This window comes from Actinomadura sp. BRA 177 (assembly GCF_013372625.1).
Lineage (GTDB): Bacteria > Actinomycetota > Actinomycetes > Streptosporangiales > Streptosporangiaceae > Spirillospora.
On the sequence record NZ_JABXFD010000303.1, the window covers coordinates 1 to 22,403 of the forward strand.

Below are 22,403 nucleotides of genomic sequence, written 5' to 3' on the forward strand. Positions count from 1 at the left end.
GGCAGGTCCTGGCCGACCTGCACGCCGAGGGTCGGCTCCCGGGCTGGGTGACCGGCGACGAGGTCTACGGCCGCGACCCGGGCCTGCGCGCCTGGCTGGAATCGGACCAGGTCGACACCGGGTACGTGCTCGGGATCGCCAAGTCGACCCGCATCGCACTCAGCCCCGTCACCACGGCCCGGGCCGACAGCGTCCTGAAGACACTGATCGCCTCCGACTGGGTCATCGACTCCTGCGGAGCCGGATCCAAAGGCGGACGCCGGTACGCCTGGGCCTGGGTCGGCACCGCCGCCCCCCGCCGTCACCTGCTGGTCCGCCGCAGCCTGGTCCCCAACGCCAAAGGTGTCCGCGAGCTGGCGTTCTACCTGTGCTTCGTCCCCGAGGGCCGGCCGGTGACGCTGCGGACGCTGATCAAGGTCGCCGGACGCCGCTGGCCCGTGGAAGAGGACTTCCAGGTCGGCAAGGACGCCTTCGGCCTGGACCACTCGCAGGTCCGGACCTATCCCGCGCTGCTGCGCCACCTCGTGCTGGCCATGGCCGCCCTCGCCGTGGTCGCCGTTACCGCCGCCCAAGCACGCACCAACGATGGCCTCGCGCCCCCGCCGACCAGACCCAACCAGGCACCACCGGCCGATCCAGGGCTGATCCCGCTCACCGTCGCCGAAGTGAAACGCCTGGTCAACCTACTCATCCACACCTGGCACAGCCTCGAACACCACCTGCATTGGCACACCTGGCGACGACGCCACCAAGCCCGCGCCCGCTGGTTCCACTACCGAACCCGCCTCAACCGCCAATGACGAGATCACGTTCTACGACTGCCGTACTAGGCGGGATAGAGCTCGGCTCAGTGATTCTGGGGTGGTGCCGAGTAGTGAGGCTATGTGCTTTTTGCTCAGTGGTAGCCGTACCTGCGGGTGGTCGGCGGGTAGTAGTGGTTGTAGTAGGAGGTAGTCGGCTAGTCGGATGTCGACGTCGAGGGTGCTCAGGGTCAGGCGCCTTTCGGCTTCCGCTAGTCGCTCGCCCAGGCTGCGTAGCATTCGCATGGCGATGCGGGGGTAGTCGGTCACGAGCTTGGTGAGGTCGTCGTGGGAGAACACGCAGAGTTGTGCGTCGGTCAGTGCCTCGGCCTCCTCGACCGTTGCGTCTCCTGTGAGGAAACCGTGCTCGCCCAGTGTCTCGCCTGCCTCCGCGACGCGCAGGAGCCGGTGGCGGCCGCTGGGTAGGGTGCGGCTGAGCTTGATCTGGCCGCTGTGCACCACGGCCAGCCGTCCCGATCGTTCTCCGGCGCTGTAGACCAGCTCGCCGTGGGTGAGCATCACGGGGTGCGCCAGTGTTCCCACCAGGTCCTGCTGCTCGGGTGTCAGCCCGGAGAAGAGCGGCACGCGGCGCACGCAACTGGCATCGTCCCGGTGGATCTCCCGCAGCGGCAGAGTACGCATGCCTTCTGATTCTGCCTGATGGCGGGCTTGATGTACGTCAAGGAGGTTTCCTCCGGTGCTTCGTACGGTGAGTATCGAACCCCGGAAATGGGGTTGGAGATAGGAATCGAGCATCGGGAGGTAGGGAAAGTGAACGCCACTACAACGCGCACTGTTCTTCGGGCCGAGGGTTTTTCCTGCCCGTCGTGTGTGGACAAGATCGAGAAGCGGGTCGGCCGGCTCGACGGTGTCGAGAGCGTGAAGGTCTACTTCGCCTCCGCCCGCATCGAGGTCGTTCACGATGCGGGGAAGGTCTCCGTGGGCGACCTGGTCGCGGCCGTCGCCAAGGCCGGGTACGAGGCCGCTCCGTCGGCCTTCTGACCTCCGCCGGACGGCCCGGGTTCCCCGGGTCGTCCGGAGTCCTCATCGTAGAAAGGCGTATGCCGTGAACAGGGCTCAGCAATGGGTCTACAGCAAATGGTTCGTTCCCATTGTCTCCGGCATTCTCATTGTTGTTTCCGTTCTTGCGGGGTCGGTGGCCGGGGTGAACCCGGTCGTGACTCCTCAGTGGTGGGTCGATGCCGGTGCGCATTCCGCGGAGTTCATGCTCTCGGATCTGCTGATGCTCGCGGCGGCGGTCGTGGCCGGCCGCGACATCGTGGTCAAGGCGGTCCGTGCGCGGACGGTCGGCATCGACCTGCTCGTGTCGGTCGCGGCGGTCGGTGCCGTGATCATCGGGAACTTCTGGGAGGCGGCGGCGGTCACCTTCCTGTTCGCCATCGGCCACGCACTGGAGGCGGCCACGCTGAACAAGACCAGGTCGGCGCTGGCCGAACTGGTCGCCGTCGCCCCGGACACCGCCGTCGTCCTCCGCGACGGCGAGCAGCGGGAGGTCCCGGCCGCGCAGGTGCGGATGGGCGAGATCGTGCTGGTCAAGAACGGCGCCAAGGTTCCCGTGGACGGTCAGGTCGTCGCGGGCACCGGCGCCGTCGACGAGGCGTCCATCACCGGGGAGTCCATCCCGGTGGAGAAGGCGAAGTCGGACGCGGTCTTCGCCGGCACCGTCTCCCGCGGCGGCTTCCTGCAGGTGCTGGCCACCGGCATCGGCGCGGACACCACCCTGGCCCGGATCATCCACCGCGTGGAAGAGGCACAGGACGCCAAGGCCCGGACGCAGACGTTCATCGACCGCTTCTCGAAGTGGTACACGCCCGGCGTGATGATGCTGGCCCTGGTGGCGGGCCTGCTCTCCGGGGACGTCGTGCTGGCCCTGACCCTGCTGGTCATCGGCTGCCCCGGCGCCCTGGTGATCTCCATCCCGGTGGCGATCGTGGCCGGTATCGGGCGCGCGGCCCGCGACGGCATCCTGATCAAGGGCGGGGAGTACCTGGAGACGTCCGCGAAGATCTCGGCGGTCGCCGTGGACAAGACCGGCACGCTGACGGAGGGCCGGCCGGAACTGACCGACGTCGTGGTCCTCGATCCGGCTCTGGATCGGACCGAGTTGTTGCGCTGGGCCGCGGCCGCCGAGGCCGGCTCCGAGCACCCGCTCGCGCGTCCCATCCTGGACACCGCCCGCGCGGAGGGCGTGGCACCGGTGGGCGTTCCCGGCACCGTCACCCCGGTGCCCGGCAAGGGCATCGTCTCCGATGTCGGCGGGCGGCGGGTGCTGATCGGCAACCCGGCGCTGCTGGAGCAGTACGGCGTCACCGACGACGCGGGGGCCGCCGAGGCCGCCCGCGGCCTGGCCGCGGAGGGCAAGACCCCGATGATCGTGGCGGTCGGCCGGACGGTGGCCGGTGTCGTCGCGGTGGCCGACCGGGTCCGTGCGGACGCCGCCCGGATGGTCGCCCGGCTGCACTCGGCCGGTGTCGAGAAGGTCGTCATGCTCACCGGCGACACGCGGCTGGTGGCCGAGTCGATCGGTCGGGCGGCCGGGATCGACGAGGTCCGCGCGTCCCTGCTGCCCGAGGACAAGCTGGACGCGGTCTCGGAGCTGCAGCGCGAGGGGCACACGGTGGCCATGGTCGGGGACGGCGTGAACGACGCCCCGGCGCTGGCGACCGCGGACATCGGCGTGGCGATGGGCGCGGCCGGCTCGGCCGTGGCCGTGGAGACGGCGGACATCGCCCTGATGGGCGACAACCTGCTCAAGCTGCCGGAGTCCATCAGCCTCGCCAAGCGCACCGTGAACGTGATGCGGCAGAACATCTCCATCGCCCTGATCACCGTGGTGCTGCTGCTGGGCGGTGTCTTCGCCGGCGGGGTGACGATGTCGGCCGGCATGCTCGTCCACGAGGCATCGGTGCTGGTGGTCATCGTCAACGCGATGCGGCTGATGCGCAGGACGCAGGGCTCGACGGCGACACCGAGGTCGCGGTGGAGTCCGGCGAGGCCCCGTGAGGCCGTAGACGCCTGAGCCCGCCCGGGGCCGGTCGTTCGCCGACCGCCCCCGCGGCACGTCCGCGCCGCCGCCGTTAGGCGAGGGCGAGGGTTTGCATGGCCAGGCGAGCGGCGCTGCCGCCTTCCTGGGCGGCGATCGCCAGGGCGGTGGGGACGTCCAGATCGTTGAGCAGGGCCTCGGTCACTGCTGCTTCCGCGGTGGGGGAGTCGTTGCGGCGGCCTGCGGCGGTGCGGAGGTCGTCCAGGTGGCTGGCGGCGTCGTCCAGGGCGTTGGGCGTGTAGTCCCATTCGTCCTGCCACGGGGGTGTCATCAGCATCAGGCGGATGGCGGTCGGCGGATGATCAGGGACCAGGTCGGAGACCAGCACCAGGTTGCCGGTGGACTTGGCCATCTTCACGCCGTCCCGGAGGACCATGCCCACGTGCAGCCAGGCCCGGGAGAAGGGGCGCACGCCGGTCAGCGCCTCGGCTATCGCGGACTCGTAGGCGTGGTGCGGGAAGCGCAGGTCGGTGCCGCCGGCGTGCAGGTCGAGGGACGGGCCGAAGAGCGTCATGGCCATCGCGGCGCACTCGGCGTGCCAGCCGGGGCGGCCGGGGCCCCACGGGCTGGGCCAGGCGGGTTCGCCCGAGCGGGACGGACGCCAGACGGCGACGTCGAACGGGTGCTGCTTGTCCGGAGAGTCGGGTTCGTCCCCGTACTCGGCCAGGAGGGCGTGCGCATTGTCCTGCTGGGGGACGTCCGCGCCGTGGAAGAACACCGTGTCGTTCTGGAGGTAGGCGTGGCCGGACGTGAGCAGTCCCTGCGCGAGCCTGATGACCTCCCGGACGTGGTTGTGCGCACGCGGTTGGTGGTCGACGGGGTGGACGCCCAAAGTGTCGAGGTCGCGTTCGAAGTAGTACTGCTGGACGGCGGCGAAGCTGTCGTAGGGGCTGCCGGCCCGGTGCGCGGCCTGGTTCAGCACGTCGTCCACGTCGGTGACGTTGCGGCAGACGCGCACGTCGCCGCCCGCATGCCGCAGGACGCGGGCGGCGATGTCGGCCCAGACGAACGTGCGGGCGTGACCGAGGTGGGTCGCGTCGTACGGGGTGATCCCGCAGACGTACATCCGGGCGGGGCCGACGACCGGCAGCGGACGGCCGCCTATCCGCAGGGTCCGGTCGGGTGCGTTGAGGTTCATGTCCGCTCCTCACGGGTGGAGCTTGTGCGGTCCTCCTTCCAGTGTGCGGGAACGGACGGGACCTCCTTGAGCAGCTCGTCGATGCCGTCGCGGATGCCCGCGCAGAGCGTCCCCAGGTCGGGGACGGCCTCGTGGTCGCCGGTGACGCCGAATGACACGCCGCCGTCGTAGGACACGACGCCGATCGAGACGCGCAGGCCGGCGGCGATCGGGATGTAGGGGTCCATCTCCAGCATCCGCCGCCCCATCGAGTACAGCGGGAACGGCGGGCCGGGGACGTTGGTGACGATCGTGTGGATCAGCGGCTGCCGCAGCCGCAGCGCGGTGCGGGCGGCCGCGGCCAGCAGGCCGGGCGCGCCGCCGGCGAGCCGGACGAACGAGTCGGCGCCGGCGGCCTGGCCGCTGCTCTTCAGCCCGTCCATCTGGTCGCGGATCGACTGGAGGCGGCGCAGCGGGTCGTCCTCGCCGCACGGCAGGTCGCAGAGCAGCGCCGACACCCGGTTCGACAGCTCCCCGCGCTCGCCGGTCGACCGGACGGAGACCGGCACCAGGGTGCGCACGACCGAGGAGGAGGTGAGTGCGCCGCGGGCGGCCAGCAGGTCACGGAAGCCGGACGCGGCCGCGGCCAGCGCCACGTCGTTGACCGATCCGCCGAACGCGCGCCGGATGGTGTCGATCTCGTCCATCCCGGCGTGGGCCCGGGACCAGCGGCGCGAAACAACGGTCGGGCCGTTCAGGGAAGACGTCCCCGAGTTCAGGAGGCGGCTCGCGTAGGCGGGGACGGCCTTCGCGGTGGCGACCGAGTCGCGCAGGACCGGGGTGAACAGCCGGGTCGCCTGGCCGGCGAAGCCCTTGAGGCCGTCCGCCAGGCCGTCCCGGAGAACCGCGCGGGTGGACGGCTCCGGGGCGGGCGTCCATGCGTGCGGGTCGGCGGGCGTCCAGTCGGGGTCGGTGTCGAGGAGGACGGCCAGCAGGTCGATGCCGGCGATCCCGTCGACCATGCAGTGGTGCACCTTGGAGATCAGCGCCCAGCGGCCGTCTGGCAGACCCTCGACCAGCCACACCTCCCATGGCGACCGGGTGAGGTCCAGCCGCCGGCCGAGCAGCCGGCTCGCCAGATCGTGCAGCTCCGCCGGCCCGCCGGGCGGCGCGACGGCCGTGTGCCGGACGTGGTCCTCCATGGTGAAGTGCACGTCGTCCACCCAGACCGGGTGCGCGAGGTTGAACGGGACGGTCCGGACGCGCTGCCGGCAGCGCGGCGCGAGCCGGAGCCGGGCGAAGATCTCCCGCACCAGCTCCGGGTACTCGGGCGCCGGGCCCTCGAACACGCTGACGGTCCCGATCTGGAGCGGTGTCGTGCCGTTCTCGGCGAAGAACATCCCGGCGTCGAGCGCGTTCATCCGGTGCATCGTCAACTCCCCTGGGGTCTCCCATCGAGAGAACCTCGCGGCGGAGCGGCGTCCCACCGGGCGTTCGCCCCTGGGGGAGGGGACGAAAGTCCCGCGAACGCGTCAGTCCTTGCGGGCCACGGCCGTCCAGCCGGCGTCGGTGACGTATTCGCCGCCGTCCGGGCGCCACTCGTGCAGCGGTACGACTCCCGGGTCCAGGACGGTGAGGCCGTCGAGGAGGGCGGCGACCTGGTCGCGGGTCCGGGCGACCAGGGGCGCGCTGGCCGACTGGGAGCGGTAGGTGTCGCCGACGTTGCGGTTGCGCTGCTCCTCTGCCGCCGCGTGGGAGACGATGACGTGGCTGCCGGGCGGCACCGCGTCGATCAGCCGCCGCATGTTGCCCGCCGGGTCCTCGGCGTCGGGGAGGAAGTGGAGGACGGCGACGAACAGCAGGCAGACCGGGCGCGAGAGGTCGAGCAGGTCGCGTGCGGCGTCGAGGATCGCGTCGGGTGAACGAACGTCGGCGTGGACGATCGAGGTCCGCGTGTCGGTGGCCGTCAGGGCACGCGCGTGCACGATGACCATCGGGTCGTTGTCGACGTATACGACCCGGGCCGACGGGCGGACCGTCCGGGCGGTCTCGTGGACGTTGCCCTGCGTGGGGAGCCCGGTGCCGACGTCCAGGAACTGGTCGACGCCCCGGCCCGCGACGAAGCGGACGGCCCGCTGCAGGAAGGCGCGGTTCGCGCGGGCCACGCCCTCGACCGTGGGCAGCGCCTCCAGCACTTTCTCGGCGGCGGCGCGGTCGGCGGCGTAGTTGTCCTTGCCGCCGAGGAAGTAGTCGTACATCCGGGCCACGCTGGGCGTGGTGCCGTCCACGGTCTCGTCGTCCACAGTACGGACCTCCCGGCGGGATTAGATCACGATCAACCAGTCTAGGACGGACATATCGCCCCGTCCGCTCCCGATTGGCCGGGCGCGGTCGTTCAACTCGCGGTGACCAGGGAAGATCCAGGGGAAGCGGGCCATGCCGTCCGCGCGCAGTCGGTACCATTCAGGATGCCGTAGGGCAGCGAGTGCGGTGGAGGGACGGTCATGACCGGCAGCGGAGAGCGCGTCGGCGATCACCCCGGTCTGGGGGCGCCGCCCGCCGCCGGGACGCCCGACCGGCCGCGGCGGCTGCGGTTCAACATGCGCACGCTGAAGGTGGTGCGGGCGATGGTCGTGCAGTGCGCCACCGCGGCCGGGCTCGGCGAGGACCGGGTGCAGGACGCCGAGCTCGTCGCCAGCGAGCTGACCGCCAACTCCGTCGAGCACGGCGGCGGCGAGGGCGAGCTGTGCCTCTGGCGGGACGCCACCCATCTGATCATCGAGGTCAGCGACGCCGGGCACATCGACGATCCGCTGGCCGGCCGGCGTCCCGTCCCGCCCGACTCGGTCGGCGGGCGGGGGCTGCTGCTCGTGCACAAGCTCGCCGACCTCGTCCGCGTCCACACCGGCCCCGGCGGCACCACTATCCGCGTCTACTTCACCCGCGCGATGATGTGATCCATGACTGAGATCTCAGCGCGGGGATACGGGCCGGACCACGAGACGCCGTTCACCTTCGGGCTGCACCACGTGCAGCTCGCCATCCCGCCCGGCAGCGAGGACGACTGCCGGGCGTTCTACGTGGACGCGTTAGGGATGCGCGAGATCACGAAGCCGCCGGAGCTGGCCGCGCGGGGCGGGCTGTGGGTGCGCGCGGACGGCGTGGAGATCCATCTGGGCGTCGAGCCGGACTTCCGTCCGGCGCGCAAGGCCCACCCCGGCATCCGGGTCGGCGACCTGGACGGGCTGGCCGAGCGGCTGGCCGAGCACGGTGTCGAGGTGACCTGGGACGACAATTTCCCAGGTCATCGCCGTTTCTTCGCCTTCGACAACCTCGGCAACCGGATGGAGTTCCTGCACCGGGACAGTGCAGCCGCCGCGTGGTGACCCGCTAGGGGAAGGGACCGGCGCGGCCGAGCAGGGCCTGCACCGGGCTGTCGAGCCGCTCGCCCAGCCACGCCGCCGTCTCCGCCACCGGCGCCATCCGGACGCCCGTGGCGACGCCCATGCGATCAAGCGCGTAGAGGAGGTCCTCGGTCGCGATGTTGCCGGTCGCGGCGGGCGCGAACGGGCAGCCGCCGAAGCCGCCGGTGCTCGCGTCCAGCGCGCTCACGCCGTGGTCGAGCGCGGTGAGCGCGTTGGCGTAACCGGTGTTGCGCGTGTTGTGGAAGTGGCAGCGCAGCGGGACGCCGGGCGCGATCTCGGCGGCGCCGGCCAGCAGCGTCCGCACCTGCGCGGGGACGCCGACGCCGATCGTGTCGGCCAGCGCGATCTCGTCGGGCTCGCTCTCGGCCACCCGCCGCACCAGGTCGAGGACGCGTTCGGCCGGCACCTCGCCCTCGAACGGGCAGCCGAACGAGGCGGCGATCGTGACGGTGCGGAAGAGGCCGGCGGCGCGCGCGTCGGCGGCGATCCGCGCCCAGTTCGCCACCCCCTCCTCGACCGAGACCCCCTGGTTGCGCCGGCTGAACTCGTCGGTGGACACGACCACGACGTTGACCTCGTCCACGCCGGTGGCGAGCGCGCGGTCGAGCCCGCGCGGGTTCAGGACGAGCCCGGCATAGCGGACGCCCTCGGGCCGGGGCAGCCGCTCCATCACGGCCTCGGCGTCCGCCATCTGCGGGACGCGCTTCGGGTTCACGAAGCTGACCGCCTCGATCCGCCGCAGCCCGGCGGCGACGCTCCGCTCGATCAGCCGCACCTTGTCGGCGGTGGGCAGGATCGCGGCCTCGTTCTGCAGCCCGTCCCGAGGGCCGACCTCGATCAGTTCGACGCTCGCCATCGACCTTCCCTTGTATGCAATCGGTGGATGTACTGCAGAATCGGTCAGGCAAGACCCTTGTGTCAAGCGATCGAAATGCTTATCTTGCATGCAATCGACCGAACGGGGAGGTTCGGATGGTCCGTGCCGTGGACCGTGTGTACACACGGCTGCGCGCCGACATCCTGGACGGCGTCCACCCGCCCGGGGCGCGGCTCGGCGAGGCCGAGCTGGCCGAGCGGACCGGCTCCAGCCGGACGCCGGTCCGCGAGGCGCTGCGCCGGCTGGAGGTCGAGGGCCTCGTCGAGGTCCTGCCGCACCGCGGCGCCCGCGTCCCCGACTGGACGCCGGAGGACCTGGAGGAGATCTACGACCTGCGGATGCTGCTGGAGGGCGCCGCCGCCCGCCGCGCCGCCACCCGGATCGAGCCCAAGGGCACCGACCGGATGGCCGAGCTGTGCGACCTCATGGAACGGTCCGCCGCGTCCGGCGACGGCCAGGACCTGGACCGGGTCGCCGAGCTGAACGCCGAGTTCCACGGCATCGTCCGCGCGGCGGCGGCCAGCACCCGGCTGGTGTCGATGCTCAACGCCGTGGTGCAGCTCCCGCTGGTCATGCGCACCTTCCACCGGTACTCGCCGGACGATCTGACCCGCAGCTGCGCCCACCACCGGGAGCTGGTCGCCGCGCTGCGGGCCGCCGACGGCACCTGGGCCGAGTCGGTGATGCGGGCCCACGTCCTCGCCGCGAAGGCCGTCCTCCTCCGCGCCGCCCACGCCCACCACGAACCACCGTAAGAACCGCAAGACCCCGCATGACCAGGCCGAACAGCACGACTACCCACGAACAGCACGACTGGCCACGAACAGCACGATCGTCACGGCTAACCGTGAACGGCACGGCCGGCACGACTAGGCCGACCAGCGCGGTCGGCCGCGCACAGGACAAAAGACCGAAACGAGGATTTGTTAGATGTCAACGCAGGAAGCCGTCGCGCAGGAAGCCGTCCGGGGGCCGCTCGCCGATCTGCGCGTGGTCGAGATGGGGCAGCTGCTCGCCGGCCCGTTCTGCGGCCAGTTGCTCGGCGACTTCGGCGCCGAGGTGATCAAGCTGGAGTCGCCGGGCGCCGGCGACCCGATGCGCCAGTGGGGACGGGAGAAGCCGCACGGCAAGTCCCTCTGGTGGCCGGTGGTCGCGCGCAACAAGAAGTCGGTGACCTGCAACCTGCGCACCGCCGAGGGGCAGGATCTGGCGCGCCGGATCATCGGGCAGGCCGACATCGTCGTGGAGAACTTCCGTCCGGGCACGCTGGAGCGCTGGGGGCTGGACTTCGACAGCCTGCGCGAGGCGAACCCGGGGCTGATCCTCGTCCGCGTGTCCGGTTTCGGGCAGAGCGGCCCGTACGCGCCGCGCGCCGGGTACGGGTCGATCGGTGAGGCGATGGGCGGCATCCGGTACGTGACCGGCGATCCGGGCAACGCGCCGTCCCGCGCCGGGATCTCGCTCGGCGACTCGCTCGCCGCGGTGTTCGCCACGATCGGCGCGCTCGTCGCCGTCCACCACCGGAACAACACCGGACGTGGCCAGATCGTCGACTCGGCGATCTACGAGGCGGTGCTGGCGATGATGGAGTCGCTGCTGCCCGAGTGGGCCGTGGCCGGCTACCAGCGCGAACGCACCGGGTCGGTGCTGCCGAACGTGTCGCCGAGCAACGTGTACCCGACCGCGTCCGGCGAGATGATCCTGATCGCCGCCAACCAGGACACCGTGTTCGGACGGCTCGCCAAGACGATGGGACGTCCCGAGCTGGCGGACGATCCGCGCTTCGCCGGGCACGCCGACCGGGGCCGGAACATGGCCGAACTGGACGAGCTGATCTCCGCCTGGTCGGCGACCCTCGACACCGAAGCCCTCCTGGAGACCCTCCACACGGGCGGCGTCCCGGCAGGGCGCATCTACACCGCCAAGGACATGTTCGACGACCCGCACTTCGCCGCCCGCGAGGCGATCGTGCGGCTCGTCCACCCCGACTTCGGTGAGCTCCCGATGCACAACGCGTTCCCCAGGCTCAGCGAGACGCCCGGGTCGGTGCGGCACCCCGGCCCGGCGCTCGGCGAGCACAACAGGGAGGTCTACGGCGGCCTCCTGGACATCGGAGAAGACGAGATCGCCGCGCTGGCCGAGCGCGGAGCCATCTAGAAGCAGGGCCATCTGAACACGCACGGCACCGGGAGGCCGGCATGGGTTATCGCCTAGGCGTCGATGTAGGAGGCACGTTCACCGACGTGCTGCTGGTGGACGAGGAGACCGGCGTCAGCCACCGCGCCAAGACCGCGTCCACTCCGGCGGACCAGTCCGAAGGCGTCCTCAACGGCATCCGCAAGGTGTGCCGGGACGCCGGGATCGAGCTGTCCCAAGTGGGGCACGTGCTGCACGGCACGACGGTGGCGACGAACGCGATCCTGCAGGGCAGGGGAGCGCGGGTCGGCCTGGTCACCACCCAGGGGTTCCGGCAGGTGCTGCAGATCGCCCGGTCGTTCGTGCCGGGCGGGCTGGCCGGCTGGATCATCTGGCCGAAGCCCGAGCCGCTCGCCCGGCTGGAGCACACCGTCGAGATCCCCGGCCGGATCGCCGCGGACGGATCGGTCGTCACCCCGCTGGACGAGGACCGCGCCCGCGCCGAGCTGCGCCGGCTCGCCGGGGCGGGCATCGAGGCGCTCACCATCTCGCTGATCAACTCGTACGCGAACGACGAGCACGAGCGGCGGGTCGCGGAGCTGGCGGCCGAGGAGCTGCCCGGCGTCCCCGTGTCGCTGTCCAGCCACGTCCTGCCGGAGATGCGGGAGTACGAGCGGACCGTCACGACCGTGGCGAACAGCTACGTGCAGCCCGAGGTCTCCCGGTATGTGAGCAACCTCGACCGGTCGCTGACCGGCAGCGGGATCGCGGCGCCGCTGTCGGTGCTGCGCAGCGACGGCGGCCTGACCCAGGCGGCCAAGGCGGCCGAGGACCCGGTGGCGCTGCTGCTGTCGGGCCCGGCGGGCGGCGTGACCGGCGCGGCGTGGTTCGCCGAGCAGGCCGGGCACCGCGCCTTCCTCACCCTCGCCATGGGCGGGACGTCCACGGACGTGGCGCTGGTCCTCGGCGGACGCCCCCGGATCGGCCGCGAGACGAGCGTCGGCGACCTGACCGTCCGGGCCACCAGCGTGGACGTCCGCAGCGTCGGCGCGGGCGGCGGCTCCATCGCGCACGTCCCCGAGCTGACCAAGGCGCTGCGCGTCGGGCCGCAGTCGGCGGGCGCCGACCCCGGCCCGGCCGCCTACGGCGCGGGCGGCACCGAACCCACGGTCACCGACGCCAACGTCGTCCTCGGCTACCTGCCGACGCAGCTCGCCGGCGGCGAGATCGAGCTGGACGTCGAGGCCGCCCGCAAGGCGGTGAGCGGCGTCGCCGAGGCGATGGGCCTGCCCAGCGTGGAGGCCGCGGCGGCGGGGATCATCGACATCGTCAACGAGAACATGCTGGGCGCGCTGCGGCTGATCAGCGTCCAGCAGGGCTTCGACCCGCGCGACTTCGCGCTGATGTCGTTCGGCGGCGCCGGCCCGCTGCACGCGAACGCGCTCGGCCGGCTGACCGGCGCGTGGCCGGTGATCGTGCCGCCGTCGCCGGGCGTCGCCTGCGCCTACGGGGACGCGACGACCTGCGCCCGCGACGAGAGCGCCCGCACGATGGTGCGCCGCTTCTCCACCCTCGACGACGCCGAGCTGCGCGCCGTCCTCGCCGAGCTGGCCGACCAGGCCGCCGCCCGCCTGGAGTCGGAGGGCGTGCCCCGCGACACCCAGACCGCGACGTACCAGATCGACCTGCGCTACCACGGGCAGGGCTTCGAGATCCCCGTCGAGATCGACCGGGAGTCCATGGCCGGCGACCTGCTCGCCGAGCTGGGCGCCAGGTTCGACGCCGAGCACAAGCGGCTGTTCTCGTTCCTGCTCGACAACGAGCGCGAGGTGATCAACCTGCGGGTCACCGTGTCCGGCCCGCGCCCCGAGGTCGCCTGGCGCACGCTGCCCGAGGGGACGGGCGACCCGTCCGGCGCGCTGGTCCGCGAGACCGAGGTGTGGATGGACGGCGCATCCGTGCCCGCCCGCATCTTCGACCGTTCCAAGCTCCGCGCCGGGGACGTGGTGGCCGGACCGGCGATCGTCGTCGAGATGGACTCCACCACCCTCGTCCTGCCCGGGCACGCCGCGACCGTCCACCCGAGCGGCAGCCTGCTGATCCGTCCGACCGAGGAGGGCTGATGGCCGAGATCCTGCAGACCACCACCGAGCCGGTGGACCGGGTCGACGTCGACCCGGTCACCCTGGACATCATCGAGAACGCGCTGCGCAACGCCCGGTACGAGATGGACGAGGTGCTGTTCCGCACCGCGCTGTCGCCGGGCATCCGCGAGCAGCACGACGAGTTCCCGCTGATCGCCGACCCGTCCGGGAAGATGGTCGTCGGCCAGTTCGGCCTCTCCGTGCCCGACTTCCTGGAGAACTTCGACGGGACGATCGGCGAGGGCGACATCCTGATGACGTCCGACCCGTACGCGTGCGGCGCGGCGATCAGCCACGCCAACGACTGGCTGCTGGTCGTGCCGATCTACCACCAGGGCCGGCTCGTCGGCTGGTCGTCGATGTTCGGGCACATGTCGGACGTGGGCGGCAAGACGCCCAGCTCGATGCCCGCCGACGCCCGCACCATCTACGAGGAGGGCGTGATCGTCCCGCCCTTCAAGCTGTACGAGGGCGGCGAGCTGAACGAGGACGCGCTGCGGATCATCCTCAACCAGGTGCGGATGCCGGACTGGAACCGCGCCGACCTGAACGGGCTCACCGCGGCCTGCACGACGGCCGCCCGCCGCGTGACCGAGCTGTGCGACCGGTTCGGCGTCGAGACGTACCTGTCCGCGCTGGACGCCCTGCTCGACCGCAACTACCAGGCGATGAAGGTGCTGCTCGCGACCCTCTTCGAGGACGGGCAGACGCTGGAGTTCGCCGACTACATCTGCGACGACGGCTGCGGCTACGGCCCCTACGAGCTGAAGATCTCACTGACCCGGCACGGCGAGAAGATCCATCTCGACTTCAGCCATGCCGCGCCGCAGGCCGTCGGTCCGGTCAACTACTTCATCAACGAGAACCTCGTCCGGATGTTCTTCGGCATCTACGTGATCACGGTCGCCGACCCGCAGATCCTGTGGAACGACGGCTTCTATCCGCTGATCGACGTCACGATCCCCGAGGACTCGTTCTGGAAGCCGCGCCATCCCGCCGCGCTGAACGCCCGCAACCACGGCATCGGCCGGGTGTTCGACCTGTTCGGCGGACTGCTCGGGCAGACGAACCCGGAGATCCTGAACGCGGCCGGGTTCTCGTCCTCGCCGCACTTCATGTACTCGGGGCACTACACGTCCGGGCCGCGCGAGGGCGAGTGGTTCCAGCTGTACTCGATCGGGTTCGGCGGCGTCCCGGGACGTCCGGTCGGAGACGGCCCGGACGGGCACTCGCTGTGGCCGTCGTTCGTCAACATTCCCTGCGAGTACCTGGAGTCGTACTACCCGCTGCGCATCGAGCGGTGGGAGACGATCGCCGACTCCGGCGGCGCCGGCCTGCACCGGGGCGGCAACGGCGTGGACGTCGCCTACTGCTTCGAGGAGCCGGGCACGATCGCGATCCACGACGACCGCTGGCTGACCTACCCGTGGGGCGTGAACGGCGGGCGTCCGGGGGAGCGCGGCCGCAAGTGGATCGACCGGGCGGACGGTACGCGGGAGGTGCTGCCCAGCAAGATCCATGACGTTCCGGTCGCACCGGGCGACGTGCTGCACTTCGTGACGTGGGGCGGCGGCGGATGGGGCGACCCGCTCGCCCGTCCCGCCGAACTGGTCGCGCAGGAGGTGCTGCGCGGGCTCGTCACCGCCGACGGTGCCCGCGACGGGTACGGGGTCGTCTGCGGTGCCGACGGCGTCCTCGACGTGCAGGCCACCGAGCGGCTGCGGGTGGAGATGACCGCCGCGCGGACGGAGATCCCCGTGTTCGACATGGGTCCGCCGCTGGCGGAGATCCTCGCCCGCTGCGAGGAGGAGACCGGGCTGCCCGCGCCGCGCCCGCCGGTCGACGTCCGCTCCGCCGACGCGCTGCGCCGATGACCGGCTCGGACGACCTCGTCGCCGACTACCGGAAGTCGGGCTTCGGGGAGAGCCTCGGCTGCGGCGACGCCCCGGCGGTGCTGGTGGTCGACTTCGCCCGCGCGTATCTGGCGGACGGGTCGCCGCTGCGCGCCCCGGTCGAGGACGCGCTGGCCGCGTCCCTGACCCTGATCGACGCGGCGCGTTCCGCCGGTCTGCCGGTGTTGTTCACGCGGGTGAGCTACCAGCCGGGTGGGGTGGACGGCGGGCTGTTCCGCCGCAAGGTCCCCGCGCTGCGCGTGTTCGAGGAAGGGAACTCCCTCGGCGACTTCGCCGAGGGGGTCGCCCCCAAACCGGGGGAGACGGTCGTCACCAAGCAGTACGCGAGCTCGTTCCACGGCACGTCGCTGGCGGCGACGTTGACCTCGTCCGGCATCGACACGTTGTTCATCTGCGGGCTGACCACGAGCGGCTGCATCCGCGCCACCGCAACGGACGCGCTTCAGCACGGCTTCCGCCCCCTCGTAGTGGACGAGGCGTGCGGCGACCGAGACCCCCGCCTGCACGAGGCCAACCTCCTAGACCTCCAGGCGAAATACGCCGACGTAATCCCCCTGTCCCGCGCCCTCGCCCTGATGTCTCGTTGACTTGCGGCATGTTGTTGTTATGAGCGCTCGCATAACAACAACACGCCGCAAGTCAACGTGAGGCGTGGTGGGCGGCTGTGGTGTGGAGGGCTAGGGAGAGTTCTACGGCGCTGTCGACTACCGCGTCCAGGTCGTTGCCTAGGCGGCCGTCCGCCCATTGCTGGGCCAGTTCGGTCATGGCGCCGGTGAACATGGTCGCGGCGATGACGACCGGGAGCCGCGGGTTCTCGATGTTGCTCATCGCGAGGACGCCGTCCAGGAGGGCGGTCTGCGCGGCGCGGCGCCGCTCGGCCAGGACCTCGTTGCCGCGCGCCTCGGCGAACAGGACGCGTCCCCTGCGCGGGTCGTCGCTGATGAAGCGCAGCACGCTGCGGATGCCCGCGCGGGTGCGGACGTCCGGGCTCGGGCCCGCCTCGTCCACGGCGGCGTCCAGCACGTCGGCGAGGGCCGTGGCCTGCTGGTCGTAGACGGCCGCCAGCAACTCGTCGGTGTCGGCGAAGTTCTCGTAGAAGTAGCGCGTGTGCAGCTCGGCCGCGCGGCAGACGGCGCGGACCGTCAGGGCAGCCTCGCCCTCCTCGCCGAACAGCCGGTACGCGGCCCGGACGAGCATGGCGCGCCGCTCGTCCCGCCGCCGGCTCGCGGGGACCCCGGCCCACCGGGTGGACGTGGCCGTGCGCGCGTTCGCCATGCCCCGCACGATACCGGCCCCATCGTCCGTTCGGCCCAACTCTGGACACGGGTGTACCCAGACACTTACTCTGGATACAGTTGTAGCCAGAGTTGGGAGTGCAGATGCCGGCCAAGACCAATCCCGTGGCGACGCGGTTCGAGCGGGCCTTCGACACCGAGATCCGCTCCAGGTTCTTCAAGGGCCTGGACTTCGCGGGGCTGGCGGGCGACCCCGGCTGGTTCGGGCCCGGCAGCGCGGTCTGGTACGTCCACTCGCACCTGCCCACGCTGATCCTCGGCCTGGTCGGCGCCGCCTACATCGAGGGCCTCGACCCGAGCATCAGCTGGATGGCCTACGACCACTCCCGCATCCCCGAGCGCGTCGACGGCATCCCCACCGGCGGCATCGACCCGGAGGGCGCCGCCGTCCGGCTCGGGCACTCGCTGTCGTTCTTCATCGGCACCGCCTACGGCTCCACCCCGACTGCCGAGCGCCTCGCCCGCACCGTCCGCGCGATGCACCACACCATCAAGGGCACCCGGCCGGACGGGCTTGCCTACGACGCCGACGATCCCGAATGGCTGCGCTGGAACTACGCCACCGTCGTGTGGGGGCTGGCGACCGCGCACGAGCGCTACCACCGGCGTCCGCTGCGCGACATCGACCGCTACTACCGGGAGTTCGTCCGCGTCGGCGAGTCCCTCGGCGGCACCGACCTGCCCGCGACGAAGGCCGAGGTCGCCGAGTGCCTGGAGTCCTACCTGCCGCGCCTGGCGCTCACCCCGATCAAGGCGTTCGGGACGGGGCCGAACCTGCGCGAGAGCAAGGCCAAGCCGTGGGAGCCGGGCGGCCCGTTCATGGACTGGGCCGCCCGCGACATGCTCCCGAAGTGGGCGCAGAAGCTCTGCCTCTACCAGCCGCCGAACCCGCTCGCGCTGCGCGCGCGCCGGAGCACGCTGTGGCTCGTCCTCAACGGCCTGCACGACGCCACCGGCCCGATCCGCGAGTACCGCGAGGCCGAGGCGCGGGTGGCTTCGGGCGTCTCGGCACCGGTCGCCTCGACCGCGCCCACCACCCCGGACCCCGTCCTGACCCGGGAGGAAGTGGAAGCGACTGCCTGACACTGCGATTACTTTCCGGGGTGGTGGCGGTCCACAGTGCACTGGGCTGTCACCCGATCGGAGGCCGGATGTGCGAGCGGACGCGAACACCCGCGGGGTGCTGGACCGGGCGATCGGCTTCGCGCTGACGGCCGCCCAGGCGATCACGCCGCACATGCTCGCCCGCCGCACGCCGTGCGCGTCATGGGACCTCGGGATGCTGCTCCTGCACTTGGCCGACTCCCTGGCCGCGCTGCACGAGGGCATGACCGCCGGGCATGTCGCAGCCGGTCCGGAACCGGCCGGGGCGGACGATCCGGTGTCGGCGGTGCGGGTGCGCGCCGTCCGGCTGCTGCGGGCTTCGGCCGTTCCGTCCCGGGCCGCGGTCGGGGACCGGCGGCTGCCGGGCGAGCTGCTGACCGGGGCGGGCGCGCTCGAAGTCGCCGTCCACGGCTGGGACATCGCGCAGGCCACCGGGGAGGGCCGTCCGATCCCGCCGGTGCTGGCGGGCGACCTGCTGGCGATGTGCCCGCTCGTCCTGCCGGAGCCGCGCCGCCCGCTGTTCGCCGACGCGGTGGAACCGGCGCCGGACGCGTCGCCCGGCGAGCGGCTCGTCGCGCTGCTCGGCCGCCGGCCGCTGGGGTGAAGGGTGCGGCCGGGGACGGGGTCGGCGAGAATCGGTCCGTCCGCCCCCGGCCTAGGAGTGACCACGTGAAGAATGCCCGCTACATCCTCCCGGAGGCTCGCGAGCGCGTCGTCGAGCTGGTGGCGAAGGAGCAGTACATCCCGGCCATCAAGCTGGTTCGTGAGGTCACGGGCCTCGGGCTCAAAGAGGCGAAGGAGTACGTGGACGGGATGAAGGGCGAGATCTTCGCCCAGCGGGTGCCGCCCGAGGTGCAGGGCAAGGTCCGCGCGCTGCTCGCCGAGGGCAAGGTGAAGCCGGCGGCCGCGCTGGTCCGGGTGGAGACCGGGCTCGGGAAGCGGGGCGCCAAGGACTATGTCGACGCGGTCCGGCAGGGCCTCGTCCACGCGCCCGCGCACGACGGGAGCGGGATGCTGTCCGACCGGGTCCGGGCGTTCAAGCACGCGGGCGACTACGAGTCGGCCGTCGCGATCGTCTGCGCCGAGACGGGGATGGGACGGGACGAGGCGGCGCGTTTCGTCGAAGCGCTGCGATAGATCGGGACCACCCCTCGCCCCGGACGGCAACCGAATGCCATTCTGGTATCCGGACGGAACGACGCTTGGAGGGGTCATGGCGATCGCCATCGGCGCGGAGCACCGCGAGCTGGCCGGGACGGCGCGGGCGTTCCTGCGCGACCAGGGGGCGCGGGCCGCGAACCGCGCGCTGCTGGACGCGGAGAAGGAGCCGCTGCCCGCGTTCTGGACGGAGTTCGCCGGGCTCGGCCTGCTCGGCCTGCATCTGCCCGAGGAGCACGGCGGCGGCGGTGCGGGCCTCCAGGAGCTGGTCGTGGTCGCCGAGGAGCTCGGCCGCGCCGCCGCGCCCGGCCCCATGCTGCCGACGATGATCGCGTCGGCGGTGATCGCGGCGTCCGGGAACGACGACCAGCGGGCGCGCCTGCTGCCGGGCCTCGCCTCGGGGGCGACCCCGGCGGCCCTCGGCATCGGCGGCTCGCTGACCCTGGCGGACGGCACCGCCACCGGTGACGCGGGCGTCGTGCTCGGCGGCGGCCTGGCGGAGCTGCTCGTCCTCCCGGCCGGCGACGACATGATCGTCGTGCGGGCGGACGCGCCGGGCGTCACGGTCGAGGTCCCCGAGAACCTGGACCCGTCCCGCCGCTCCGCACGCGTCACGCTGGCGAGCGCCGCCGCCGACGTCCTGCCCGGGGCGAAGGCCGGCGCGGTCGCCATCGCCCGCACGCTCGTCTCCGCCGAGGCGGTCGGCGGCGCGCTCGAATGCGTGGAGAACGCCGTCGAGTACGCCAAGGTGCGGCAGCAGTTCGGCCGTCCCATCGCGACGTTCCAGGCGGTCAAGCACCACTGCGCGGACATGCTCGTCGCCGCCGAGCTGGCCACGGCCGCCGTGTGGGACGCCGCGCGGGCCGCGTCCGGGCCGGCCGGCCAGTTCGAGCTGGCGGCGGCCGTCGCCGCGGCGCTCGCGCTGCCCGGCTTCACGTCCAACACGGGCCTCAACATCCAGGTCCACGGCGGCATCGGCTTCACCTGGGAGCACGACGCCCACCTGCTGATGCGCCGGGCCGCGACGCTGGAGGCCGTGTTCGAGCCGCACTCCGCCGAACGGGACGTGACCCGCCTGAAGGCCGCCGGCGTCGTCCGCGAGACGACCCTCGACCTGCCGCCCGAGGCCGAGGCGCAGCGCGCGGGGATCCGCGAGCTGGCCCAGGAGATCGCCGCGCTGCCCGCCGCCGAGCAGCGGCAGAAGCTCATCGACACCGGCTACGTCCAGCCGCACTGGCCGCGCCCGTGGGGCGTCGAGGCGAGCGCCGGGCTGCAGCTGATCATCGAGGACGAGTTCCGCGCCGCCGGCGTGAAGCGCGCCCAGCTCGGCATCACCGGCTGGGTGATCCTCACCCTCGTCCAGCACGGCACGCAGGACCAGATCGACCGCTGGGTGCGGGCCGCGCTCACCGGCGACGAGATCTGGTGCCAGCTGTTCAGCGAGCCCGAGGCCGGGTCGGACGCCGCCGCCGTCAAGACCCGCGCCGTCAGGACCGACGGCGGCTGGATCGTCAACGGCCAGAAGGTGTGGACGAGCGGCGCCCAGCACTGCCGCTGGGGGTTCGCGACCGTCCGCACCGACCCGGACGCGGCCAAGCACGCCGGGGTCACCATGGTCGTCATCGACATGGAGCACCCCGGCGTGGAGGTCCGGCCGCTCCGCCAGATCACCGGCGGCTCCGACTTCAACGAGGTGTTCTTCTCCGACGTCTTCGTCCCCGACGCCGACGTGGTCGGCGAGCCCAACCAGGGCTGGTCGGTCGCCCGCGCGACCCTCGGCAACGAGCGCGTCAGCATCGGCGGCGGCGCCGGCGGCTCGGTCGGCATCGACGTCGTCGCCCTCTACCGCGAGCACGGCGACCGCGTCCCCGCCGCCGCCGAACGCGTCGGCGCCTACCTGGCCGAGGAGCAGGCCCTCCGCCTGCTCAACCTCCGCTCCGCCGAACGCGCCGTCGCCGGCGGCGAACCCGGCCCGGAGGGCAACATCACCAAGCTCGTCCTCGCCGAGCACGGCCACGCCACCGCCGCCCTCCTCGCCGAGTTCGCCGGCCCCGGCACCGCGTTCAACGAGGGCCCCGGCCAGCTCGCCGGCCTGATGCGGCTCGGCTCGCGCGGCATGTCGATCGCCGGCGGCACGTCCGAGATCACCCGCAACCAGATCGCCGAGCGCATCCTCAAGCTGCCCCGCGACCCGCTGATCAAGTAGCGGTCCGGCGGCGGCTCCCAGGCTCCAGGGACGGGCTGCCGGTCAGGTGGTAGACGCCGGCGATGTCGGTGCCCGGCGGGACGACCTCGTCGATCGCGTCCAGAACGGCGGTGTCCAGCCGCACGTCCGCGGCGGCGAGGAGGTCGTCCAGCTGGGTCATCGTCTTCGGCCCGATGATCGTCGAGGTGATGGCCGGGTGCTCGCCGACGAAGGCGAGCGCCAGGTGGGTGAGCGACAGCCCGGCCCCCTCAGCGATCTTCGTGAGCCGCTCGACGGCGTCGAACCGGACGGGTGCGCTCGGGTCGGACTCGACGCTGTGCCGCCACGCCGGCCGGTCGGTCGACGGCGCGAACCGGGACCCGTCCGGCGCCTGCTCGCCCCGCCGGTACTTGCCGGTCAGCCAGCCGCCGGCGAGCGGGCTCCACGGGATGACGCCCATCCCGTGCCGCCGCGCGGCGGGCAGCACGGACTCCTCGACCGACCGGGCGAAGACCGAGTACTGCGGCTGCTCGCACACGAACCGGACGCCGCCCCGCCGCTCGGCGGCCCACTGCGCCTCCACGATCTGGTCGGCGGGAAAGGACGACGACCCCGCATAAAGGATCTTGCCCTGCCGGACCAGATCGCTGAGAGCGTCGAGGGTCTCGTCCAGATCGGTGTCCCAGTCGCGGCGGTGCATCTGGTACAGGTCGATGCGGTCGGTGCCCAGCCGCCGGAGGCTGTCCTCCACGGCCCGGACGATGTAGCGCCGCGACCCGCCCCGCCCGTTGCGCTCCTCGCCCAGCGGAAAGAAGCACTTGGTCGCGAGGACGACGTCGTCCCGCCGCCCCTTGATGGCCTTACCGACGACCTCCTCGCTCTCCCCGGCGGAGTACATGTCGGCGGTGTCGATGAAGTTGATCCCGGCGTCCAGCGCCCGGTGGACGATGCGGCCGCAGTCGTCGTGGTCGGGATTGCCGACGGCGCCGAACATCATGGCGCCGAGGCACTGGGTGCTGACCTCGACTCCGGTGCGGCCGAGCTTGCGGTACTGCATGCTGCGCTCTCCCTCGTTAGATGAACGCGGAGAACGCTAAAAGCTGGAGCGCGCTCAAGGTCAAGCGCCGGCCCGCAGCCTCTCCAATGACCGCAGCGTCTGGTCTATCGCGGGGCGATGTATTTGGG

Annotated in this window: 21 protein-coding genes; 14 read left to right on the plus strand and 7 right to left on the minus strand. The window is 72.0% G+C overall.

Going from position 1 to position 22,403, the window contains the following annotated elements:
• A partial coding sequence (locus HUX53_RS14685; RefSeq protein ID WP_176403742.1) for a transposase occupies positions 1 to 800 on the plus strand: 800 nt, incomplete at its 5' end.
• A 12-nt stretch (positions 801 to 812) separates the two neighbouring features.
• Here HUX53_RS14685 and HUX53_RS14690 read toward each other — a convergent pair.
• Positions 813 to 1,442, minus strand: a complete 630-nt coding sequence (locus tag HUX53_RS14690) for a Crp/Fnr family transcriptional regulator (RefSeq protein ID WP_176403743.1) — start codon at positions 1,440 to 1,442, stop codon at positions 813 to 815.
• A 30-nt stretch (positions 1,443 to 1,472) separates the two neighbouring features.
• Between HUX53_RS14690 and HUX53_RS14695 the strand changes: the two genes are divergently transcribed.
• Positions 1,473 to 1,802, plus strand: coding sequence for a heavy-metal-associated domain-containing protein (locus tag HUX53_RS14695; RefSeq protein WP_255205260.1), 330 nt, complete (start codon positions 1,473 to 1,475; stop codon positions 1,800 to 1,802).
• A 223-nt stretch (positions 1,803 to 2,025) separates the two neighbouring features.
• Positions 2,026 to 3,840, plus strand: coding sequence for a cation-translocating P-type ATPase (locus HUX53_RS14700; protein ID WP_217919441.1), 1,815 nt, complete (start codon positions 2,026 to 2,028; stop codon positions 3,838 to 3,840).
• A 58-nt stretch (positions 3,841 to 3,898) separates the two neighbouring features.
• Here the strand turns inward: HUX53_RS14700 and HUX53_RS14705 are convergent, their stop codons facing one another.
• From HUX53_RS14705 to HUX53_RS14715, 3 genes are all read right to left on the minus strand, one after another.
• Positions 3,899 to 5,002 (minus strand): class I tRNA ligase family protein, encoded by a 1,104-nt coding sequence (locus HUX53_RS14705; protein WP_176403745.1) that lies wholly within the window; start codon positions 5,000 to 5,002, stop codon positions 3,899 to 3,901.
• Positions 4,999 to 6,402, minus strand: a complete 1,404-nt coding sequence (locus HUX53_RS14710) for a wax ester/triacylglycerol synthase family O-acyltransferase (protein WP_217919442.1) — start codon at positions 6,400 to 6,402, stop codon at positions 4,999 to 5,001. Before HUX53_RS14710 ends, HUX53_RS14705 begins: the two co-directional genes overlap by 4 nt.
• A gap of 111 nt (positions 6,403 to 6,513) precedes the next feature.
• Complete coding sequence (locus HUX53_RS14715) at positions 6,514 to 7,284, minus strand: SAM-dependent methyltransferase (protein ID WP_309237225.1); 771 nt, start codon at positions 7,282 to 7,284, stop codon at positions 6,514 to 6,516.
• Between the two features lie 201 nt (positions 7,285 to 7,485).
• On the opposite strand from HUX53_RS14715, the gene HUX53_RS14720 reads away from it, so the two are divergent.
• Positions 7,486 to 7,938, plus strand: a complete 453-nt coding sequence (locus HUX53_RS14720) for an ATP-binding protein (RefSeq protein WP_176403747.1) — start codon at positions 7,486 to 7,488, stop codon at positions 7,936 to 7,938.
• Between the two features lie 3 nt (positions 7,939 to 7,941).
• Positions 7,942 to 8,367, plus strand: a complete 426-nt coding sequence (locus tag HUX53_RS14725) for a VOC family protein (RefSeq protein ID WP_176403748.1) — start codon at positions 7,942 to 7,944, stop codon at positions 8,365 to 8,367.
• A 4-nt stretch (positions 8,368 to 8,371) separates the two neighbouring features.
• Here the strand turns inward: HUX53_RS14725 and HUX53_RS14730 are convergent, their stop codons facing one another.
• Complete coding sequence (locus tag HUX53_RS14730; protein ID WP_176403749.1) at positions 8,372 to 9,262, minus strand: hydroxymethylglutaryl-CoA lyase; 891 nt, start codon at positions 9,260 to 9,262, stop codon at positions 8,372 to 8,374.
• Positions 9,263 to 9,390: 128 nt separating this feature from the next.
• Between HUX53_RS14730 and HUX53_RS14735 the strand changes: the two genes are divergently transcribed.
• The 5 genes from HUX53_RS14735 to HUX53_RS14755 all read left to right on the plus strand — a co-directional run bounded on the left by HUX53_RS14735 (position 9,391) and on the right by HUX53_RS14755 (position 16,063).
• Positions 9,391 to 10,038, plus strand: a complete 648-nt coding sequence (locus tag HUX53_RS14735; RefSeq protein WP_217919443.1) for a GntR family transcriptional regulator — start codon at positions 9,391 to 9,393, stop codon at positions 10,036 to 10,038.
• A 175-nt stretch (positions 10,039 to 10,213) separates the two neighbouring features.
• On the plus strand, positions 10,214 to 11,440 hold the full coding sequence (locus HUX53_RS14740) for a CaiB/BaiF CoA-transferase family protein (RefSeq protein WP_176403751.1): 1,227 nt from the start codon (positions 10,214 to 10,216) through the stop codon (positions 11,438 to 11,440).
• 41 nt (positions 11,441 to 11,481) lie between these two features.
• Positions 11,482 to 13,542, plus strand: a complete 2,061-nt coding sequence (locus HUX53_RS14745; protein ID WP_176403752.1) for a hydantoinase/oxoprolinase family protein — start codon at positions 11,482 to 11,484, stop codon at positions 13,540 to 13,542.
• The gene (locus tag HUX53_RS14750) at positions 13,542 to 15,437 is read left to right on the plus strand and encodes a hydantoinase B/oxoprolinase family protein (RefSeq protein ID WP_176403753.1); all 1,896 of its coding nucleotides are present in this window, start codon (positions 13,542 to 13,544) and stop codon (positions 15,435 to 15,437) included. The genes HUX53_RS14745 and HUX53_RS14750 overlap by 1 nt, the downstream gene beginning before the upstream one ends.
• Positions 15,434 to 16,063: an isochorismatase family protein gene (locus HUX53_RS14755; protein ID WP_176403754.1), complete on the plus strand. Its 630-nt coding sequence runs from the start codon at positions 15,434 to 15,436 to the stop codon at positions 16,061 to 16,063. The genes HUX53_RS14750 and HUX53_RS14755 overlap by 4 nt, the downstream gene beginning before the upstream one ends.
• A 52-nt stretch (positions 16,064 to 16,115) precedes the next feature.
• On the opposite strand, the gene HUX53_RS14760 is transcribed toward HUX53_RS14755, so the two are convergent.
• A complete protein-coding gene (locus HUX53_RS14760; protein ID WP_176403755.1) occupies positions 16,116 to 16,751 on the minus strand; it encodes a TetR/AcrR family transcriptional regulator in 636 nt (211 codons plus the stop codon).
• Positions 16,752 to 16,855: 104 nt separating this feature from the next.
• Here HUX53_RS14760 and HUX53_RS14765 point away from each other — a divergent pair, with 104 nt between their 5' ends.
• From HUX53_RS14765 to HUX53_RS14780, 4 genes are all read left to right on the plus strand, one after another.
• Positions 16,856 to 17,854, plus strand: a complete 999-nt coding sequence (locus tag HUX53_RS14765; RefSeq protein WP_176403756.1) for an oxygenase MpaB family protein — start codon at positions 16,856 to 16,858, stop codon at positions 17,852 to 17,854.
• Between the two features lie 70 nt (positions 17,855 to 17,924).
• A complete protein-coding gene (locus HUX53_RS14770) occupies positions 17,925 to 18,479 on the plus strand; it encodes a TIGR03086 family metal-binding protein (RefSeq protein ID WP_176403757.1) in 555 nt (184 codons plus the stop codon).
• A gap of 65 nt (positions 18,480 to 18,544) precedes the next feature.
• On the plus strand, positions 18,545 to 19,012 hold the full coding sequence (locus HUX53_RS14775) for a ribosomal protein L7/L12 (protein WP_176403758.1): 468 nt from the start codon (positions 18,545 to 18,547) through the stop codon (positions 19,010 to 19,012).
• A 76-nt stretch (positions 19,013 to 19,088) separates the two neighbouring features.
• Positions 19,089 to 21,239, plus strand: coding sequence for an acyl-CoA dehydrogenase (locus HUX53_RS14780; RefSeq protein ID WP_176403759.1), 2,151 nt, complete (start codon positions 19,089 to 19,091; stop codon positions 21,237 to 21,239).
• On the opposite strand, the gene HUX53_RS14785 is transcribed toward HUX53_RS14780, so the two are convergent.
• Positions 21,232 to 22,275, minus strand: coding sequence for an aldo/keto reductase (locus tag HUX53_RS14785; RefSeq protein WP_176403760.1), 1,044 nt, complete (start codon positions 22,273 to 22,275; stop codon positions 21,232 to 21,234). The genes HUX53_RS14780 and HUX53_RS14785 overlap by 8 nt on opposite strands.
• Between the last annotated feature and the right edge of the window lie 128 nt (positions 22,276 to 22,403).

What these genes read in the sequence shown, in the direction of transcription:
- HUX53_RS14755 (WP_176403754.1), top strand. Translation starts at nt 15,434, where the DNA reads ATGACCGGCTCGGACGACCTCGTCGCCGACTACCGGAAGTCGGGCTTC.
- HUX53_RS14780 (WP_176403759.1), top strand. Translation starts at nt 19,089, where the DNA reads ATGGCGATCGCCATCGGCGCGGAGCACCGCGAGCTGGCCGGGACGGCG.
- HUX53_RS14750 (WP_176403753.1), top strand. Translation starts at nt 13,542, where the DNA reads ATGGCCGAGATCCTGCAGACCACCACCGAGCCGGTGGACCGGGTCGAC.
- HUX53_RS14695 (WP_255205260.1), top strand. Translation starts at nt 1,473, where the DNA reads ATGTACGTCAAGGAGGTTTCCTCCGGTGCTTCGTACGGTGAGTATCGA.
- HUX53_RS14730 (WP_176403749.1), bottom strand. Translation starts at nt 9,262, where the DNA reads ATGGCGAGCGTCGAACTGATCGAGGTCGGCCCTCGGGACGGGCTGCAG.
- HUX53_RS14725 (WP_176403748.1), top strand. Translation starts at nt 7,942, where the DNA reads ATGACTGAGATCTCAGCGCGGGGATACGGGCCGGACCACGAGACGCCG.
- HUX53_RS14705 (WP_176403745.1), bottom strand. Translation starts at nt 5,002, where the DNA reads ATGAACCTCAACGCACCCGACCGGACCCTGCGGATAGGCGGCCGTCCG.
- HUX53_RS14700 (WP_217919441.1), top strand. Translation starts at nt 2,026, where the DNA reads ATGCTCTCGGATCTGCTGATGCTCGCGGCGGCGGTCGTGGCCGGCCGC.
- HUX53_RS14785 (WP_176403760.1), bottom strand. Translation starts at nt 22,275, where the DNA reads ATGCAGTACCGCAAGCTCGGCCGCACCGGAGTCGAGGTCAGCACCCAG.
- HUX53_RS14765 (WP_176403756.1), top strand. Translation starts at nt 16,856, where the DNA reads ATGCCGGCCAAGACCAATCCCGTGGCGACGCGGTTCGAGCGGGCCTTC.
- HUX53_RS14710 (WP_217919442.1), bottom strand. Translation starts at nt 6,402, where the DNA reads ATGAACGCGCTCGACGCCGGGATGTTCTTCGCCGAGAACGGCACGACA.
- HUX53_RS14745 (WP_176403752.1), top strand. Translation starts at nt 11,482, where the DNA reads ATGGGTTATCGCCTAGGCGTCGATGTAGGAGGCACGTTCACCGACGTG.
- HUX53_RS14740 (WP_176403751.1), top strand. Translation starts at nt 10,214, where the DNA reads ATGTCAACGCAGGAAGCCGTCGCGCAGGAAGCCGTCCGGGGGCCGCTC.
- HUX53_RS14760 (WP_176403755.1), bottom strand. Translation starts at nt 16,751, where the DNA reads ATGGCGAACGCGCGCACGGCCACGTCCACCCGGTGGGCCGGGGTCCCC.
- HUX53_RS14720 (WP_176403747.1), top strand. Translation starts at nt 7,486, where the DNA reads ATGACCGGCAGCGGAGAGCGCGTCGGCGATCACCCCGGTCTGGGGGCG.
- HUX53_RS14690 (WP_176403743.1), bottom strand. Translation starts at nt 1,442, where the DNA reads ATGCGTACTCTGCCGCTGCGGGAGATCCACCGGGACGATGCCAGTTGC.